Origin of the sequence: Citrobacter sp. Cpo065 (genome assembly GCF_030332805.1) — a bacterium.
Lineage (GTDB): Bacteria > Pseudomonadota > Gammaproteobacteria > Enterobacterales > Enterobacteriaceae > Citrobacter > Citrobacter portucalensis.
Genome location: NZ_JAOWHC010000031.1, coordinates 249634 through 268413, shown reverse-complemented (window position 1 = coordinate 268413; position 18780 = coordinate 249634). Strand labels below are relative to the sequence as shown.

Sequence of the window (18780 nt, the reverse complement as noted above, 5' to 3'; positions counted from 1 at the left end):
TGCTCCCTCTCGCTTTCGCCCACGCAATATATTTTGGTTGCACAGTTAGCATCCCGGAGTCTGTATGAGCTATTCAGATGAAGCTGCATCCCCACAATTACCAGCCAGGGAAGTGCACAAAAAATCCCTGACCAAGCTGGAAAAAGAAGAACGCTTCTGGGGATGGATAATGATTATGCCGTTACTGGCGGGGTTAATTGTTTTTTACTTTACTCCATTCTTCCAGAACGTTTTTTATAGTTTCACCGACCTCGGCGAGTTTCAGATCTGGACGACGATCAGCTTAGATAACTATATTAATTTATTCAGCGATGATGAGTTTCGTTCAGCAATATATAACACCCTGGCCTATGTTTTTATTTGTGTACCGATAATCACCATTTTGTCATTACTGCTCGCAATTGGCCTGAATCAGGCGATTCGCGGTCAGTGGTTGTTTCGCACACTGTTATTTCTACCCGCGGTCACTATGCCTGCGGCCATTGCTATGGTCTGGCAGTGGTTGATGAACCGAAACTTCGGCTTAATTAATCAGATCCTGGCTTTTTTCGATCTTCCGGCCATCGGTTGGTTATCCGATCCCGATGTCGTCCGCCTGAGCGCCTCGTTGGTTATCATCTGGTCGGCTATTGCGCTGAAGATGATCATTCTGCTCGCTGGATTGCAGGGGATCCCCAAACAAATTTATGAAGCGATGTCGCTGGATGGCATCAGCAAATTGCGTGGATTCTGGTCTATTACCTTACCGCTAATGATCCCAACGCTGTTTTTCGTACTGGTGATCTCTTTTATCGAAACGCTGCAAATTTTCGATGTGGTTTATCTGCTGTTTGGCAGTTCATCCATGGTGGACGATCAGACGATGACCATCGCCTATCTCTTCTATAAATACGCCTTTATCTACCATGAAAAAGGGTATGCCTCAGCAATCGCCGTGGTGATTTTCGTTATCACGATGGTCCTGACGCTGCTGCAAATATGGATTGGTAAACGACTTAAAGCACAGTGAGGCACCACGATGTTCATGACAAAACGTGAAAAATGGCTAATTTACGGCCTGATGATCCTCGCGACGCTGGTAACGGTGGTTCCGTTTATCTGGATGATCATCACCTCTTTTAAAACCCAGGCAGAAAGCATCGCCTTTCCGCCGATACTGCTACCCGCCAACCCAGGGTTTCAGGCTTACGGTAAAATCTTGCATGAAATGCCTTTTGGCAGCTTTTACTTTAACTCGATCGTCTCCACGCTGGTCATCGTCATTTTGCAGACGCTGATTGCGGCAATGGCAGCGTACGGTTTCTCCCGACTGCGTTTCAAAGGACGAGATGTCCTGTTTATGCTGTGTATTTCAATTCTGATGGTGCCCGGTCAGATCTTTTTAATCCCACAGTTTTTAACCGTTGAAAAAATCGGTTTGCTGAACTCAATTCCTGGACTGGTGTTACCGGGTTTATTCAGCATATATAGCGCCTTTTTATTACGTCAGTTTTTTCTGTCAGTACCTAAAGAACTGGAAGAGGCAGCCGTTATGGATGGGTATAACCATCTGACTATTTTCTTCAAAATTATGCTGCCATTAATTAAACCGGGACTGATTGCCTGCGTCATTATTAACGGACTGTGGAGCTGGAATAATTTAATGTGGCCACTGATCGTCAACACCTCCATGGATAAAATGACATTACCAGTAGGATTAGCCTCACTTTCTGGCCGTTCAGGCGTGGAATATCCGATGTTAATGGCGGGCGCATTGCTGGCGATTATCCCGATGTTGTTACTTTATATCTTCTTCCAGCGCTATTTTATTCGCGGCATCGCTGGTGCCGGAATTAAAGGATAAGGGGCAGTGTTATGTCAGGTATTCAATTACAGGCAGTAAGCAAAGTCTATCCCAATGGCTTTCAGGCGATCCATGGCGTTGATCTTGAAATCCACGACGGCGAATTCATGGTGTTTGTCGGGCCATCAGGCTGCGCCAAATCAACGCTGCTACGCATGATTGCAGGTCTGGAAGATATCACTCATGGCCATATCGCAATCGGAGAGAAGTGCGTCAACGACCTGCTACCAAAGGAGCGAGGCGTTGCCATGGTCTTCCAGAATTATGCCCTCTATCCCCACATGACGATTTATAAAAATATGGCATTCAGTCTGTTAGGGAAAATGAGCAAAGAAGAGATTGATATCCGCGTCCGGGAAGCTGCACACAAGCTGGAAATCGAAACATTGCTCGACAAAAAGCCCGGTCAGCTTTCAGGCGGTCAATGCCAGCGAGTAGCCGTTGGCAGGGCCATCGTGCGTAAGCCAGACGTTTTTTTGTTTGATGAGCCGCTGTCCAACCTGGATGCAAAACTGCGTGTTTCAATGCGCGTGCGGCTGACAGAACTGCATCGACAACTGCGTCACGAAGGCGTGAGCGCAACCATGGTGTACGTCACGCACGATCAGATTGAAGCAATGACGATGGGAGACAGGATTTGCGTTCTAAATGGCGGTCGTATTATGCAGGTGGATACCCCAGGGAATATTTACCATCACCCCAGGAACAAATTTGTTGCTGGTTTTATTGGTAATCCGGCAATGAATATTATGCTGCTTGATATTGACCCCAGCACTCGTGGCCTGCGCCTGGCTGATAATTTAATCCTGCCATTAAATACGCGCTTGAGTAACCTACTGGAGCAATATCCGCACTCCAGCGTCTGGTTTGGCATCCGCTCAGAGGCCATTCAGTTAGCCTCGCAGCATGATGCCTCTGCGTTCGATGCGCACATTACCAACGTAGAAAGGATGGGCAACGAAGACCTTCTGCATTTTGATATTGGTGAGCAACATATGATCTTACGTATTAACTCCTCACCCGACTGGACCCCACTTCCCGGTGAATCTATCAAAGTGAAATTTAATCTGGATGCCGCCTTTTTGTTTGATAAAAAACATGAAGAAAATTTGGCCTGACCGTTATTCAGGCTAAGTGAAAAATGAGAGGTTTATATGTGTGCGAATAAAGTGACCGTATTAGTGGTAGGGGCTGGTGCGCGCGGAGAAATATATTCTCGCTATGCGCTTGAACATCCAGACAGAATGCAGGTGGTAGGCGTTGCCGAGCCCAGAGAGGCATACCGCCAGCAGTTTGTCGCACAGCATAAGATTGACCCAAATAACGTGTTTTGCGACTGGCAAGAAGCTGCGGCCCAACCCAAAATGGCCGATGTGGTACTTATTTGCACGCAGGATAATATGCACAAAGATCCTGCCGTGGCGTTTGCTAATCTCGGCTATCACATTCTGCTGGAAAAACCGCTCGCCCCTACGCCAGAAGATTGCCGGATCATTATTGATGCGGTCAAACGCAACAACGTATTACTGGCCGTCGCGCACGTCCTGCGTTACACCCGCTATACGCAAAAGCTGAAATCACTGCTTGATGATGGCGTAATTGGCGATATTGTCAGCATGCAGCATCTCGAACCCGTAGGTTACTGGCATCAGGCGCACTCGTTTGTACGTGGTAACTGGCGCAATGAAGCAGAATCGTCATTTATGTTGTTACAGAAATCCTGTCATGATTTGGACTGGATCCGCTACATCATGAGCGACAACTGCCAGGACGTAGGATCATTTGGTAGCCTGAGTCACTTTGTGAAAGAGAATCAGCCTGCTGGTGCCGCCGACCGCTGCCTTGATTGTCAGGTTGAATCAACCTGTCCCTGGTCTGCCTGCAAAATTTATCTGGGTGAAAACCACAAATGCACTCCACACTTCCGTCGGGTGCTGACTGCAGATCCTAGCGAAGAGAATGTTCGCCAGGCGCTGCGCGATGGGCCTTATGGTCGTTGCGTTTATCGTTGTGATAATGATGTGGTGGATCATCAGGTTGTTAACTTACGTTTTGCCCACCAGCAGACAGTGACCTTTACCATGACCGCGTTTACCAAAATGGAAGATCGAAAAACGCGCCTGTTTGGTACCAGAGGTTATCTGGAAGGCGATGGCGAGCAGATCCGGGTGTTTGATTTCCTGACAGACAAAGAAACAGTGCATCAGATCGAGGAGATCGCCGCTGGCACACAAACCCAGATGGGGGGGCATGGTGGTGGCGATTACTACCTGATGGATCGCTTCATCCACGCAGTGATGGCCAACGATCAAAATATGATCCTTTCTGGCCCGGATGAATCACTGGAAAGTCACTTAATGGTCTTTGCCGCAGAGCGCGCTCGCAAGGAAAACTGTCTGGTTACGCTGTGAAGCCGGAGGAGATGAGGCATGTTTTACGGTGTTGATATTGGTGGAACCAAAACTGAAATTGTCGCTTTTGATAAGGAAATGCAGGTTTGCTGGCGTAAGCGCGTCGCCACGCCAGTGCAGGATTATGAACTCTTTCTTTCGACCTTTACTTCACTTATTGATACCGCCGACTGGGCGACTGGAACGCAAGGAAAAATTGGCATCGGCATGCCCGGTCTTATGGACAGACATACCGGAAAATTACTGTCATCTAACGTGCCTTGCCTCACAGGACGCCAGGTGATGAACGATCTGGCCCACCGCCTCAATCGTTCGGTTGAACTGGACAATGACTGCTGCTGTTTTGCACTCTCGGAAGCCCATACCCAGCAGGCTCGCCAGTTCTCCCGAATTTTTGGTGCCATTATTGGCACCGGCATGGGTGGAGGGTTAGTCATTGACGGTCAGTTGTATCGGGGTCGCAACCGAATGGCCAGTGAGTTCGGCCATTTACCGCTTCCGGCAACGTTTATGCGTCGTTATCACTTGCCGGAGTTGAAGTGCGGCTGTGGCTTACAAGGGTGTCTGGAACGCTATCAATCCGGTCCTGGTTTACTGTGGCTCCACAAACACTTCAGTGGAGAACAACTCAAAATGGAGACCCTGCTGGAGCATTATCGTCATGGCAATGCCAGCGCCGTTACTACCATAGAAGCATGGATTGATATGTTGGGTTGTACGCTGGCGCAATTGCAGTTGATTCTGGATGTCGATGCTTTTGTTCTCGGCGGTGGAGTTTCCAACATCGAGGAAATTTATACGTTACTGCCGCAGGCCATGTCACGTTACTTGTTCCCGGGATTAGAGCCTGCCCGCGTATTCCCGGCCATCCATGGTGCATCCAGCGGGGTTCGCGGTGCCGCATTGCTGCTGGTTGAACAGGGTACGCTGACCCACTAAAACACTGCTGGCGAGAAAATCTCGCCAGCAATTTCAGTTATTCATCCGCAATCACCACATCCACCCCAAGCTGGATTAACGTCCGGTGATAATTTTCAGGGATACCGCTGTCGGTAATCACCCGGTCAATCCCGCTGATTTCGCTAATCATACAGAAACTTTTGCGGCCAAACTTGCTGGAGTCAGCGACTACCGTGACCTCCTGTGCAACCTCACACATTACCTGATTCAGATGCGCTTCTCCCGGATGTGGCGTGGTTATCCCTGCTTCCAGGCAGAATCCATCAACGCCCAAAAAAAGCTTATCAAAACGGTATTGTCTGAGCTGGTGTTCTGCTGAAGGGCCATACAATGAATAGACGCTTTGCCTGACGTTCCCTCCCAGGATCATGACGTCTACGCGCTCAAAATTCGCCAGCTCCCACGCAATGTTGAGCGCATTGGTCATCACCACCAGATCGCGGCGATTCTTTAGCATTGGAGGAATGAGCGTGGTGGTCGAACCGGAATCGAGGATTAACGTGTCACCATCTTTCACAAAGCTGGCTGCTTTTTCGGCAATACGCGTTTTCACATCGCGATTCAGCCGGTCCTTATCCTGCAAAGGCCGGTCAAGGGCAAAGTGCTGATTGAGAACAGCCCCGCCGTAGGAGCGCATGACGCATCCTTTCTGCTCCAGATAACGTAAGTCGTTGCGGATCGTGACCGATGACACACCAAAATGGACGCTCAGTGGCTCGACACGAACGCTACCCTGATCGCACAGCAGATCAATTATTTGCTCGCGACGTCTTAAGTTATCCAGCATTTCTATTGCTCCATCAAATATTCATGTTGTTTTGTTTTAGCGCTTTAGCACTTTCGTTTTCTTTTGAATATATTACATCAGAAGCAATAAGGTGAATTTGTGCGCACAGACTCAGCGTTTAATTTAACCAAAACTGACTATTTTCTTTCGTTTTAGCAAACCGAAACGAAGAAAACCGAAAAAATGAAAAGACTCAAAACGGGTAAGATGTGAGAAAGAGACGGGAAGCATGCAAAAAAACGAAAGCGAGCTACTAAAAAAGCTCGCTTATGGTTTGTTTTTGTTTAATTGAATGGGATCACATTTTTGAATTTTAGAGCGGGACTACTCAACAATGATCACTTCAACACCGCTGCGGCGTAGTTCCTGCAAACTCTCCTCTGGGATACCTTCATCAACAATGATGGTATGGATCCTCTGAGTATCAATGATCTTATGCAGGCTGGAGCGGTTAAACTTCGTCGAGTCGGTAACAACAATAATACGTTCAGCCACTTCACACATCCGACGGTTGAGACGCGCTTCATCTTCGTTGTGCGTGCTAACACCACGCTCTAAATCAATAGCATCAACGCCAAGAAACAGCATGTCGAAGTGATAATTTTGTAGCGACTGCTCAGCCTGATCGCCATAAAACGATTGTGACTGACGACGCAAATGACCGCCGGTCATCAGCAGCTCAACCCCTTCGGCTTCCAGTAGCGCATTGGCGACATTCATACCGTTGGTCATAGCAATGACATTAGTATGCTGGCGCATAAGGCGGGCAATTTCATAGGTCGTGGTACCGGAGTCAAGGATCACGCGGTGTCCCGGTTGAATCAACTCTGCGGCGGCTCTGGCAATACTGCGTTTTACTGCCGTATTAAGTGAACTCTTATCTTCAACAGAAGGCTCCACAACAGGTGCATTGCTTTCGCAAATCAGCGCTCCGCCATAGGCACGTACCGCAATCCCCTGCTTTTCCAGAAAAGCGAGGTCGTTGCGAATAGTGACCGTGGAGACGCCAAAAAATAAGGAGAGATCGTTAACCTGAACGCTTCCCTGCTGCCGTAACCGCTGGATGATCTGCTCACGTCTTTCGCTGGTGCCAATAACGCGCTTGTCTGCAGAGGACTCGGTGTTACTCATAAGAAATCCTTTAGTTGAACCTTTCGTTTTATTTCGTTTTGTCTATTAACGCCTTTCTTTTGCGCGAATGCAAGCCCCGCAAGCAGGGAAGAGCCGGACGAACTTACGCTGAAACCTTTCATTGTGTTTCTTTTGTGAAACAGATCGGAAAACCATTATCTTTCGTTTTATTTTTATAACACCATGATGCAGTATTAAATGAAACAAAACGAAAGATTGATGTCGCAGTAATCTGACCTGGAGAGGAAAGTGAAACATCTAACTAAAATGGTCGAGCAGCATAAACGGGGGAAGGCAAATGGGATTTATGCCGTTTGTTCCGCGCATCCAATCGTACTGGAAGCCGCAATACGCTACGCCCATGCAAACCATACACCGCTGTTGATCGAAGCAACCTCTAATCAGGTTGACCAGTTTGGCGGCTATACAGGTATGACGCCAGCCGATTTTCGCAGTTTTGTCTGCCGATTAGCCGACTCGCTTGATTTTTCTCAGGATATGCTGATTCTCGGCGGAGACCATCTCGGGCCAAACCGTTGGCAAAATCTGCCTGCGGAACAGGCAATGGCCAATGCTGACGATCTGATCAAGAGCTATGTCGCCGCAGGCTTTAAAAAAATCCACCTCGATTGCAGCATGTCTTGTGCCAACGACCCGGTTCCACTGACGGATGAAATCGTCGCTGAGCGCGCCGCACGCCTGGCCAAAGTCGCCGAAGAAACCTGTATGGCACATTTTGGCGAGTCTGACCTGGTCTATGTGATTGGCACAGAAGTTCCGGTTCCTGGTGGCGCACACGAAGCGTTAACCGAACTGGCGGTAACAACGCCAGATGCCGCACGTGCAACGCTGCAGGCCCACTATCACGCCTTTGAAAAGCGCGGGCTGGAAGGTATATGGGCACGTATTATCGCCCTGGTCGTGCAACCTGGCGTTGAATTCGACCACACGCACATCATTGATTATCAACCGCAGAAAGCCGTGGCACTCAGCAAAATGGTGGAAGACTACGACACGCTGGTTTTTGAAGCGCATTCTACCGATTACCAAACGCCACAGTCCTTGCGCCAACTGGTGATAGACCACTTCGCTATTCTGAAAGTGGGACCCGCGCTTACCTTCGCCCTGCGCGAAGCGCTGTTTTCGTTAGCTGCCATTGAAGAAGAATTGCTGCCTGCAAAAGCCAGCTCAGGCCTGCGACATGTGCTGGAAAGCGTAATGCTTGATAGACCAGAGTACTGGCAGAGCCATTATCACGGTGATGGCAACGCACGCCGTCTGGCCCGTGGATACAGCTACTCTGATCGGGTTCGTTACTACTGGCCGGACAGCCAGATTGATGAAGCATTTGAACGTCTGGTACGTAACCTGGCGGACGACCCCATTCCACTACCGCTGATTAGCCAGTATTTACCTTTGCAGTACGTAAAAGTGCGCGAGGGAGATCTCAGCGCCACGCCGCGAGAACTCATCATTAACCATATTCAGGACATACTGCAGCAATATCACTGCGCCTGCCTGGGTGCTCCAGATCGTAACGCATAACAAAAAAGAGAAAAATACCATGCCAAACATTGTATTAAGTCGCATTGATGAACGTCTGATTCACGGTCAGGTTGGTGTGCAATGGGTCGGGTTTGCGGGGGCAAACCTGGTGCTGGTCGCTAATGATGAGGTGGCTGAAGATCCAGTGCAGCAAAACCTGATGGAAATGGTACTGGCAGAAGGGATCGCCGTACGCTTCTGGTCACTACAAAAAGTGATCGACAATATTCACCGTGCCGCCGATCGCCAGAAAATTCTGCTGGTCTGCAAATCGCCTGCGGATTTCTTCCGTCTGGTCGAAGGCGGTGTTCCTGTTAACCGTATCAACGTTGGCAATATGCACTACGCCAACGGCAAGCAACAAATCGCCAAAACGGTTTCTGTAGACGCTGCAGATATTACGGCGTTCAACGGGCTCAAAGCCGCTGGAGTGGAATGCTTCGTTCAGGGCGTTCCAACAGAACCCGCCCAGGACCTCTATAAACTTCTCTGAGGGATTCACAATGGAAATCAGTCTGTTGCAGGCTTTTGCGTTGGGTATTCTCGCCTTTATTGCAGGCCTGGATATGTTCAATGGGTTAACGCACATGCACCGCCCGGTTGTTCTCGGGCCGCTGGTCGGCCTGATTCTGGGCGATCTGCATACCGGTATTTTAACAGGTGGTACGCTGGAACTGGTGTGGATGGGTCTTGCCCCACTGGCGGGAGCTCAACCGCCAAACGTGATTATCGGCACTATTGTGGGAACCACGTTTGCCATAACGACCGGAGTGAAACCTGAAGTTGCCGTAGGTGTGGCGGTACCGTTCGCCGTAGCAGTACAGATGGGGATTACCTTCCTGTTCTCTGTGATGTCCGGGGTGATGGCTCGCTGCGATCGCATGGCAGCGAATGCCGATACCGCCGGGATTGAGAGGGTCAACTATCTGGCGTTGCTCGCGTTGGGGACCTTCTACTTTTTATGCGCGTTCCTGCCGATTTACTTTGGCGCGGAACATGCCAAAACCGCGATAGATGTTCTGCCGACGCGTCTAATTGACGGCCTGGGTGTGGCAGGCGGCATCATGCCAGCTATCGGCTTCGCCGTACTGCTGAAAATCATGATGAAAAACGTCTATATCCCCTACTTCATCCTGGGTTTTGTAGCAGCAGCCTGGCTCAAACTCCCTGTGCTGGCGATCGCCGCCGCAGCACTGGCAATGGCGCTGATCGATTTTCTGCGTAAATCACCTGAACCTACAGCTCCCGCAGCACAAAAAGAGGAATTCGAAGATGGCATCTAATCAAACGGCTCTGCCGAACGTTTCCGAAACCGAAGAAACGCTGCTGTCCGGCACCAATGAAAACGTCTACGAAGACCAGAATATCGGTGCCGAGCTGACGAAAAAAGATATCAACCGTGTTGCCTGGCGTTCAATGCTGTTGCAGGCCTCTTTTAACTACGAACGTATGCAGGCATCAGGATGGCTGTACGGCCTGTTACCTGCTCTGAAAAAGATCCATACCAATAAGCGCGATCTGGCGCGTTCGATGAAAGGCCATATGGGCTTCTTCAACACGCACCCGTTCCTGGTCACGTTTGTTATCGGGATTATCCTGGCGATGGAACGCTCCAAGCAGGATGTGAACAGTATTCAAAGCACCAAGATTGCCGTGGGTGCGCCGCTTGGCGGCATCGGCGATGCCATGTTCTGGTTAACGTTACTGCCTATTTGCGGCGGTATCGGGGCCAGCCTGGCGCTGCAAGGCTCTATTCTTGGTGCAGTTGTCTTTATTGTTATGTTCAACGTGGTTCATCTTGGTCTGCGCTTTGGGCTAGCACACTATGCTTATCGAATGGGCGTTGCTGCCATTCCGCTGATTAAAGCTAACACCAAAAAGGTTGGACATGCGGCATCCATCGTTGGGATGACGGTGATTGGTGCGCTGGTAGCGACCTATGTTCGCCTGAGCACTACGCTGGAAATCACTGCTGGCGATGCGGTAGTGAAACTGCAAACAGACGTGATAGACAAGCTGATGCCTGCTTTTTTGCCGCTGGTCTACACATTAACCATGTTCTGGCTGGTCCGCCGTGGCTGGAGTCCTCTGCGCCTTATCGCCATTACCGTGGTGCTCGGCGTCGTAGGTAAGTTCTGTCATTTCCTGTAAATATAAGGGGTTGTAGATGTTAGGTATTATTTTGACGGGTCATGGCGGGTTTGCCAGCGGAATGGAAAAAGCGATGAAACAGATTCTGGGTGAGCAGACTCAGTTCATTGCCATCGACTTTCCGGAAACCTCAACCACTGCCTTGCTCACCTCACAACTTGAACAGGCGGTGGGTGAACTGGATGCGCAGCAAGACATCGTGTTTCTGACTGATTTGTTGGGCGGAACACCATTTCGCGTCGCTTCCACACTAGCCATGCAAAGGCAAGGTACCGAAGTGATCACCGGTACCAATCTACAACTGCTACTGGAGATGGTGCTGGAGCGCGACGACCTGAGCAGCGAAGCGTTTCGTTTGCAGGCGCTGGAGTGCGGGCACCGGGGTTTAACCAGCCTGGTGGACGAGCTGGGACGCTGCCGTGAGGAAAAGCCCGTTGAGGAAGGGATATGACACTGCTACTGCGCGCCAGACGTCTACTGACCGAACAGGGCTGGCTGGACGATCATCAATTGCATATTGAAGACGGTATCATTGCGGCAATAGAGCCAATTCCTTCCGGCGTTATGGTCCGCGATGCTGAACTGCTCTGTCCGGCATACATTGATACCCACGTACACGGGGGCGCGGGTGCCGATGTGATGGATGAAGCACCGGATACGCTCGACAAACTGGCGATGCACAAAGCGCGTGAAGGGGTAGCCAACTGGCTACCCACTACCGTCACCGCTCCATTACCGGATATTCACAAGGCACTTGAGCGTATCGCCCATCGCTACCATTCCGGAGGGCCCGGCGCACAGGTGCTGGGCAGTTATCTTGAAGGCCCATACTTTACGCCGCAGAACAAAGGGGCGCACCCACCTGAGCTTTTCAGGGAACTGGAACTCAGTGAACTGGATGAACTGATTGCGATTTCCCAGCAAACATTGCGCGTCGTTGCGCTGGCACCAGAAAAACCCGGTGCATTGCAGGCCATCGAACATCTGAAGCAGCGCAACGTACGGGTGATGCTGGGACACAGCGCAGCTACCTGGGAACAAACCCGCGCAGCCTTTGACGCCGGCGCTGACGGACTGGTTCACTGCTACAACGGTATGACCGGCTTACATCATCGGGAGCCAGGCATGGTTGGCGCAGGATTAACCGACTCTCGCGCCTGGCTGGAACTTATCGCTGACGGACACCATGTCCACCCGGCAGCCATGAAACTCTGCTGCTGTTGCGCCAAAGACAGGCTGGTGCTGATCACCGATGCCATGCAGGCTGCAGGAATGCCAGACGGACGCTATACACTCTGCGGTGAGGAGGTGGAAATGCACAGTGGTATTGTGCGTACCGCTTCCGGTGGCCTGGCTGGTAGCACGCTCTCGGTTGACGCAGCCGTACGTAATATGGTCGAGCTCACCGGGATAACGGCAGAAGAGGCAATTCATATGGCCTCTCTCCACCCCGCACGTCTGTTGGGTATCGATCGCCAACTGGGATCGTTAGCAGCGGGAAAACGTGCAGACGCGATCGCGCTCAATAGCGGGCTACATTTACAACAGATCTGGATTCAGGGTCAGGCTCTCCCCCTTTGACCTTTCATTTTGTCTCGTGTTGGCCTGCGGTCTTCGATCGCAAGGCCTTTCTTTTCCTTTCGCTTGTGTAAATACCTAACCATCCTACAACAAGCCTACTTCTTATAGATCAATAAGATAGCCACACCTTTCGTTCTCACGATCACAAATTTCGTTTTATTTCCTTTTGGATTATTGCTCTTTCGATTTCTTTCCTATAGATTTTAATCAATCGACAAGATGAACAAGTGAAACGAAACGAAAGATAGCGACATTCTCGCCAGCGTCTTATGTGGAATTTACAAGACTAAGGACTTAAGTTATGCCAGAAACCTATACCCCTGTTACCGCGGTAACGGGCACCTGGACCGAAGAAGAGATCCGTCAACAACCTGCCAGTTGGATCCGTTCCCTTACGAATATCGACAACATTCGATCTGCCATTGACAGCTTTCTCGCACCATTACTGCGCAAAAACGATCTGCGGATCATACTGACCGGGGCTGGAACATCAGCATTCATTGGCGACATCATCGCCCCCTGGCTGGCAAGCTATACCGGTAAAAACATCAGCGCTGTGCCGACCACCGATCTGGTCACCAATCCGATGGATTACCTGAATCCCGCACATCCGCTGCTGCTCATTTCTTTCGCTCGCTCAGGTAACAGCCCTGAAAGCGTTGCGGCAGTGGAACTGGCTAATCAGTTTGTGCCTGAGTGTTATCACCTGCCGATCACCTGCAACGAAGCAGGTAGCCTCTATCAAAACGCAGTTGCAAGCGACAATGCCTTTGCTCTGTTAATGCCCGCAGAGACACATGACCGTGGCTTCGCGATGACCAGCAGCATTACCACCATGATGGCCAGCTGCCTGGCAGTATTTGCCCCAGAGAAAATCAACAGCCAGACCTTCCGTGACGTGGCCGATCGGTGCCAGACGATTCTGACTTCGCTGGGCGATTTCAGCGACGGTGTATTTGGCAATGAACCCTGGAAACGGATCGTTTACCTCGGTAGCGGTGGATTACAGGGAGCAGCGCGGGAATCAGCACTGAAAGTCCTGGAGCTGACTGCAGGCAAACTGGCCGCATTCTATGACTCCCCGACAGGCTTTCGTCACGGTCCAAAGTCACTGGTTGATAACGAAACGCTGGTAGTGGTCTTTGTTTCCAGCCATCCGTATACACGTCAATACGATCTCGATCTGCTGGCAGAGTTACGCCGCGATCGGCAGGCATTGCGGGTTGTCGCGATTACCGCACAAACCCATGAGGTGATTGAAGCAGGCCCACATATTCTGCTGCCACCAGCACGCTCTTTCATCGATATGGAATTGGCGTTCTGCTTCCTGATCTACGCCCAGGTTTTTGCTTTGACGCAATCCATCAATATCGGCAATACACCGGATACGCCTTCTGCCAGCGGCACTGTGAACCGCGTTGTACAGGGCGTTGTTATTCATCCCTGGAACGCCTAAAAGGATCGTTTTATGAGCATTATTTCCACGAAATACCTCCTGCTGGATGCCCAAAAAAAGGGTTATGCCGTACCTGCCTTTAACATTCATAACGCCGAGACGATCCAGGCGATCCTTGAAGTGTGCTATGAAATGCAATCGCCGGTGATCCTGGCAGGAACGCCGGGTACCTTTAAGCATATCGCGCTAGAAGAGATCTACGCGCTGTGCAGCGCTTATTCCACCAGCTACGGTATACCGCTGGCGCTGCACCTCGATCATCATGAGTCGCTGGACGACATTCGTCGTAAAGTGAATGCAGGAGTGCGCAGCGCAATGATTGACGGCAGCCACTTTCCGTTTGAAGAAAACGTGAAGCTGGTGAAATCCGTTGTGGATTTTTGCCATGCCAAAGATTGCAGCGTGGAAGCTGAGCTGGGTCGCCTCGGTGGCGTAGAAGATGATATGAGTGTGGATGCAGAAAGCGCCTTCCTCACCGATCCACAAGAAGCTAAACGGTTTGTTGAGCGTACTGGCGTAGATAGCCTTGCTGTTGCCATCGGCACAGCACACGGTTTGTACACCAAAACGCCCAAAATCGATTTTCAGCGGCTGGGTGAAATTCGTGAGGTAGTCGACGTTCCGCTGGTGCTGCATGGCGCAAGTGATGTCCCTGACGAATACGTCCGCCGCACGATCGAGCTTGGCGTTTGCAAAGTTAACGTCGCGACCGAACTGAAAATCGCTTTTGCCGATGCGGTCAAAGCGTGGTTTGCGGAGAATCCGCAGGGCAACGATCCCCGCTATTACATGCGGGTCGGTATGGATGCGATGAAAGAAGTGGTGCGTAGCAAAATCACTGTATGCGGGTCAGCAAACCGCTTATTAATCAGTGAAACTGCCGCTCAGTCTTAAGCACTGTGTTAGCTAATGGCCATACCCTTGTCGGTTTGGCCATCAGCAATCGGGCTTACTCTCCCTGCTGTTCAAGCGCGTGCTTATACAACGCATTCTTTTTCACGCCATGGATTTCAGCAGCCAGCGCGGCGGCCTTTTTCAGCGGCAGTTCTGCCTGCAATAAGGCCAACGTACGCAGCGCATCGGCAGGAAGATCGTCTTCCTGCGCCTTATGCCCTTCGACAATCAGCACCATTTCGCCTTTACGACGGTTTTCATCTTCCTTGACCCACGCCAGCAGTTCACCAACCGGTGCACCGTGAATAGTTTCCCAGGTTTTGGTCAGCTCGCGCGCCAGCACCACGTAGCGGGATTCGCCCCACACGGCAACCATGTCTTCCAGGCTATCCAGCAAGCGGTGGGTAGATTCATAAAAAATAAGCGTACGCGGCTCGGCCTCAATGGCTTTCATCGCATCACGACGCCCTTTCGATTTGGCAGGCAGAAATCCTTCATAGCAAAAACGGTCTGAAGGCAGACCTGCAGCGCTCAGGGCAGCAATCGCCGCACAAGGACCAGGCAGGGGAACAACGCGGATCCCCGCTTCACGACAGGTACGCACCAGATGGTAGCCAGGATCGTTAATCAGCGGCGTTCCGGCATCGGAAACCAGCGCAATGTTTTGTCCTTCTTTGAGCTTCGCGACCAGCGTTTCAGCCTTTTGCTGCTCGTTGTGGTCATGTAGCGCGAACAGACGCGCATTAATCGCGAAGTGTTGTAACAATAATCCTGTATGACGAGTGTCTTCAGCGGCAATCAAATCAACGGCTTGTAAAACTTCGAGCGCTCGTTGGGTAATATCAGCCAAATTTCCTATAGGAGTAGGTACAATAAAGAGTTGGCCTTGAGAATTATCCGCCGATTCGTGTTGTTTCATTGTGTCGTCCGTATTGCCGATTTAATATTGAGCATTGAGTAAAAAAATATCACTGGATACAGTATGGTACCCTCAACATTTTCTCGTTTGAAAGCCGCACGCGCGCTACCAGTCATTCTGGCAGCACTGATTTTCGCAGGCTGTGGCACCCAGGCGCCTGACCAGAGTGCAGCCCATATGCAGGGCACTGCGCAGGCTGATTCCGGCTTTTATCTGCAACAAATGCAGCAAAGCTCAGATGATAGCAAGACCAACTGGCAATTACTCGCCATTCGTGCACTGCTGAAAGAAGGCAAGAGCCAGCAGGCTATCGAACTGTTTAACCAGCTACCGCAGAAGCTAAGCGATACCCAGCAGCGTGAGCAGTCACTGCTGGCCGTCGAGATTAAGCTCGCGCAGAAGGATGTCGCTGGCGCACAGGCCCTGCTGGATAAGTTAACTCCCGCCGATTTTGATCAAAACCAACAGGCACGCTACTGGCAGGCGCAAATCGACGTCAACCAGGGTCGCCCATCTCTGACGCTGCTGCGCGCCCTGATCGCGCAGGAACCGCTGCTGGCCGCGAATGCTAAGCAGAAAAATATGGACGCCACCTGGCAGGCGCTGTCGTCCATGACCCAGGAGCAAGCGCAAGCGCTGGTCATCAATGCTGATGAAAACGTGCTGCAAGGCTGGCTGGATCTCCAGCGCGTCTGGTTCGATAACCGTAACGATCCGGACATGATGAAAGCTGGTATTGCGGACTGGCAGAAACGTTATCCGCAAAACCCAGGAGCAAAACTGTTACCAACACAGTTGGTTAACGTGCAGAGCTTTAAGCCCGCCTCCACCAGCAAAATCGCCCTGCTGTTACCACTGAACGGTCAGGCCGCTGTATTTGGCCGTACTATTCAGCAAGGCTTTGAAGCTGCGAAAAACATGGGCACTCAACCTGTCGCAGCCCCTGTTGCTGTCGCACCTGCCGCAGTTCCAGCTGCCGCGACCACTACAGAACAGCCGCAAACGACTGACGGCGTTGCCAGCCCGTCTCAGGCGTCAGTAAGCGATCTGACCAACGAGACGCCGGCTCAGCCAGAAACACCTGCTGTGCAGCCCGCAGCACCCGCTCAGCCAACAACCGCCAGCGCACCGGCGAATCCATCCGCTGAGCTGAAAATCTACGACACTTCATCACAGCCGCTGAACCAGATCCTGACTCAGGTTCAGCAGGATGGCGCCAGCATCGTGGTTGGCCCACTGTTGAAGAACAATGTTGAAGAGCTGATGAAAAGCAACACGCCATTGAACGTCCTGGCGCTTAACCAGCCGGAGTCGGTGAAAAATCTGCCGAATGTCTGCTACTTCGCCCTGTCGCCAGAAGATGAAGCGCGCGACGCCGCGCGCCACATCCGCGATCAGGGAAAACAGACGCCGCTGTTGTTGATTCCACGGAGTTCATTAGGCGATCGCGTTGCCAACGCCTTTGCACAGGAATGGCAAAAACTGGGTGGCGGCGTGGTATTGCAGCAGAAGTTCGGCTCCACCGCTGAACTGAAAATGGGCGTCAACGGCGGCTCAGGGATTTCCCTGACAGGCAGCCCTGTGGCCTCCTCTGTGACAGCCCAACCCGGCGTGACGATTGGCGGTCTGACCATCCCGGCAGCACCTACCGATGCGCAAATCACCAGCGGCAGCGGTCGTGTTGATGCCGTGTATATTCTGGCGACGCCGGAAGAAATTGCATTTATTAAGCCGATGATCGCCATGCGCAACGGCAGCCAGAGCGGAGCAACGCTGTACGCCAGCTCTCGTAGTGCGCAGGGCACTGCCGGCCCGGATTTCCGTCTGGAGATGGAAGGCTTGCAGTACAGCGAAATTCCGATGCTGGCAGGCGCTAACGCACCTCTTATGCAGCAGGCGCTTGGCGCGGTTCGTAACGACTACTCGCTGGCGCGTATGTATGCCATGGGTGTCGATGCCTGGTCGCTTGCCAACCACTTCTCGCAAATGCGTCAGGTGCAGGGTTTCGAAATTAACGGTAATACCGGGGCCTTAACCGCAACGCAGGATTGTGTGATTAACAGGAAGTTATCATGGCTCAAATACCAGCAAGGACAAGTCGTCCCCGCCAGTTAACGAGTAAACAGACCGGTGACGCGTGGGAATCCACCGCGCGTGACTGGCTGCTGAGCAAGGGACTGCATTTTATCGCCGCCAACGTGCGTGAACGTGGTGGCGAAATCGACCTGATAATGCGTGAAGGCAACACCACCGTATTTGTTGAGGTTCGCTACCGACGCTCAGCACAGTTCGGTGGTGCGGCGGCGAGTGTGACCCGGAGCAAACAACACAAATTATTACAGACCGCCCGCTTGTGGCTTGCGCGCCACAATGGGAGTTTTGATACTGTGGATTGCCGGTTCGATGTGTTAGCCTTCACCGGAAATGATGTTGAGTGGTTTAAGGACGCGTTCAACGACCGCTCATAGTTGAAGATTCAGAGCCTGGTTCTTAAGGATTAGCGTGTTAGATAGAATTAAAGTCTGCTTTACAGAAAGCATTCAAACTCAGATAGCTGCGGCTGAAGCACTTCCGGATGCAATCTCCCGTGCCGCCATGACGCTGGTTCAGTCCCTGCTCAATGGCAACAAAATTCTCTGTTGTGGTAATGGGACGTCCGCTGCCAACGCACAGCATTTTGCTGCCAGCATGATCAATCGTTTTGAAACAGAACGCCCAAGTTTACCTGCGATTGCACTAAACACTGATAATGTGGTCTTAACTGCGATTGCCAACGATCGCCTGCACGACGAAGTTTATGCAAAACAAGTCCGTGCGCTGGGACATGCAGGTGATGTTCTGCTGGCAATCTCTACGCGTGGTAATAGCCGCGATATCGTAAAAGCCGTTGAAGCCGCCGTGACACGCGACATGACAATCGTCGCGCTGACCGGGTATGACGGAGGGGAACTGGCCGGATTACTGGGGCCACAGGATGTTGAAATCCGTATACCCTCACACCACAGCGCCCGCGTTCAGGAAATGCACATGCTGACGGTTAACTGCCTTTGCGATCTCATCGATAACACGCTTTTCCCTCACCAGGATGATTAAGGAGTACAC

19 protein-coding genes are annotated in these 18780 nt (G+C 51.4%); 16 read left to right on the top strand and 3 right to left on the bottom strand.

What is annotated here, in order from left to right:
- The first annotated feature begins 64 nt into the window (after positions 1-64).
- Genes OGY68_RS12395 through OGY68_RS12375 form a run of 5 tightly spaced genes read left to right on the top strand, consistent with a single transcriptional unit; the run spans position 65 to position 5193 of the window.
- Positions 65-1009 (top strand): carbohydrate ABC transporter permease, encoded by a 945-nt coding sequence (locus tag OGY68_RS12395; protein WP_048215478.1) that lies wholly within the window; start codon positions 65-67, stop codon positions 1007-1009.
- 9 nt (positions 1010-1018) lie between these two features.
- Complete coding sequence (locus OGY68_RS12390) at positions 1019-1843, top strand: carbohydrate ABC transporter permease (protein ID WP_081305658.1); 825 nt, start codon at positions 1019-1021, stop codon at positions 1841-1843.
- 11 nt (positions 1844-1854) lie between these two features.
- The gene (locus OGY68_RS12385; protein ID WP_008785894.1) at positions 1855-2961 is read left to right on the top strand and encodes an ABC transporter ATP-binding protein; all 1107 of its coding nucleotides are present in this window, start codon (positions 1855-1857) and stop codon (positions 2959-2961) included.
- A 36-nt stretch (positions 2962-2997) separates the two neighbouring features.
- Positions 2998-4254, top strand: a complete 1257-nt coding sequence (locus tag OGY68_RS12380; protein ID WP_048236827.1) for a Gfo/Idh/MocA family protein — start codon at positions 2998-3000, stop codon at positions 4252-4254.
- 18 nt (positions 4255-4272) lie between these two features.
- Positions 4273-5193, top strand: coding sequence for an ROK family protein (locus tag OGY68_RS12375; RefSeq protein ID WP_008785896.1), 921 nt, complete (start codon positions 4273-4275; stop codon positions 5191-5193).
- 37 nt (positions 5194-5230) lie between these two features.
- On the opposite strand, the gene agaR is transcribed toward OGY68_RS12375, so the two are convergent.
- Both agaR and OGY68_RS12365 read right to left on the bottom strand, forming a co-directional pair.
- Positions 5231-6001 (bottom strand): transcriptional repressor AgaR, encoded by a 771-nt coding sequence (agaR, locus tag OGY68_RS12370; protein ID WP_003024920.1) that lies wholly within the window; start codon positions 5999-6001, stop codon positions 5231-5233.
- A gap of 324 nt (positions 6002-6325) precedes the next feature.
- Positions 6326-7132 carry a DeoR family transcriptional regulator gene (locus OGY68_RS12365; RefSeq protein WP_003024922.1) on the bottom strand — a complete coding sequence of 269 codons (807 nt, stop codon included), beginning with the start codon at positions 7130-7132 and terminating at the stop codon, positions 6326-6328.
- A gap of 249 nt (positions 7133-7381) precedes the next feature.
- Here OGY68_RS12365 and kbaZ point away from each other — a divergent pair, with 249 nt between their 5' ends.
- The 8 genes from kbaZ to kbaY all read left to right on the top strand — a co-directional run bounded on the left by kbaZ (position 7382) and on the right by kbaY (position 14759).
- Positions 7382-8677, top strand: a complete 1296-nt coding sequence (kbaZ, locus tag OGY68_RS12360; protein WP_020996349.1) for a tagatose-bisphosphate aldolase subunit KbaZ — start codon at positions 7382-7384, stop codon at positions 8675-8677.
- A 19-nt stretch (positions 8678-8696) separates the two neighbouring features.
- Entirely contained in the window at positions 8697-9170 is a 474-nt protein-coding gene (gene agaV / locus OGY68_RS12355) for a PTS N-acetylgalactosamine transporter subunit IIB (protein WP_003024925.1), read from the top strand.
- A gap of 10 nt (positions 9171-9180) precedes the next feature.
- Positions 9181-9960, top strand: a complete 780-nt coding sequence (gene agaW / locus OGY68_RS12350) for a PTS N-acetylgalactosamine transporter subunit IIC (protein WP_003839998.1) — start codon at positions 9181-9183, stop codon at positions 9958-9960.
- Positions 9950-10828 (top strand): PTS N-acetylgalactosamine transporter subunit IID, encoded by an 879-nt coding sequence (gene agaE, locus OGY68_RS12345; RefSeq protein WP_003024929.1) that lies wholly within the window; start codon positions 9950-9952, stop codon positions 10826-10828. Before agaW ends, agaE begins: the two co-directional genes overlap by 11 nt.
- Positions 10829-10844: 16 nt before the next feature.
- Positions 10845-11279, top strand: a complete 435-nt coding sequence (agaF, locus tag OGY68_RS12340) for a PTS galactosamine/N-acetylgalactosamine transporter subunit IIA (protein ID WP_008785899.1) — start codon at positions 10845-10847, stop codon at positions 11277-11279.
- On the top strand, positions 11276-12409 hold the full coding sequence (gene nagA, locus OGY68_RS12335; protein ID WP_057067635.1) for an N-acetylglucosamine-6-phosphate deacetylase: 1134 nt from the start codon (positions 11276-11278) through the stop codon (positions 12407-12409). Before agaF ends, nagA begins: the two co-directional genes overlap by 4 nt.
- Positions 12410-12710: 301 nt before the next feature.
- Positions 12711-13865 (top strand): AgaS family sugar isomerase, encoded by a 1155-nt coding sequence (locus tag OGY68_RS12330; RefSeq protein WP_286617080.1) that lies wholly within the window; start codon positions 12711-12713, stop codon positions 13863-13865.
- Positions 13866-13877: 12 nt separating this feature from the next.
- Positions 13878-14759, top strand: a complete 882-nt coding sequence (kbaY, locus tag OGY68_RS12325) for a tagatose-bisphosphate aldolase subunit KbaY (protein WP_016151042.1) — start codon at positions 13878-13880, stop codon at positions 14757-14759.
- A 55-nt stretch (positions 14760-14814) separates the two neighbouring features.
- On the opposite strand, the gene rsmI is transcribed toward kbaY, so the two are convergent.
- Entirely contained in the window at positions 14815-15678 is an 864-nt protein-coding gene (gene rsmI, locus OGY68_RS12320) for a 16S rRNA (cytidine(1402)-2'-O)-methyltransferase (protein ID WP_003024942.1), read from the bottom strand.
- A gap of 63 nt (positions 15679-15741) precedes the next feature.
- Here rsmI and OGY68_RS12315 point away from each other — a divergent pair, with 63 nt between their 5' ends.
- Genes OGY68_RS12315 through diaA form a run of 3 tightly spaced genes read left to right on the top strand, consistent with a single transcriptional unit; the run spans position 15742 to position 18771 of the window.
- Positions 15742-17793: a penicillin-binding protein activator gene (locus tag OGY68_RS12315; RefSeq protein ID WP_057067634.1), complete on the top strand. Its 2052-nt coding sequence runs from the start codon at positions 15742-15744 to the stop codon at positions 17791-17793.
- Positions 17751-18146 (top strand): YraN family protein, encoded by a 396-nt coding sequence (locus OGY68_RS12310; protein WP_003828625.1) that lies wholly within the window; start codon positions 17751-17753, stop codon positions 18144-18146. The genes OGY68_RS12315 and OGY68_RS12310 overlap by 43 nt, the downstream gene beginning before the upstream one ends.
- A 34-nt stretch (positions 18147-18180) precedes the next feature.
- On the top strand, positions 18181-18771 hold the full coding sequence (gene diaA / locus OGY68_RS12305) for a DnaA initiator-associating protein DiaA (protein ID WP_003024948.1): 591 nt from the start codon (positions 18181-18183) through the stop codon (positions 18769-18771).
- Positions 18772-18780: the final 9 nt, after the last annotated feature.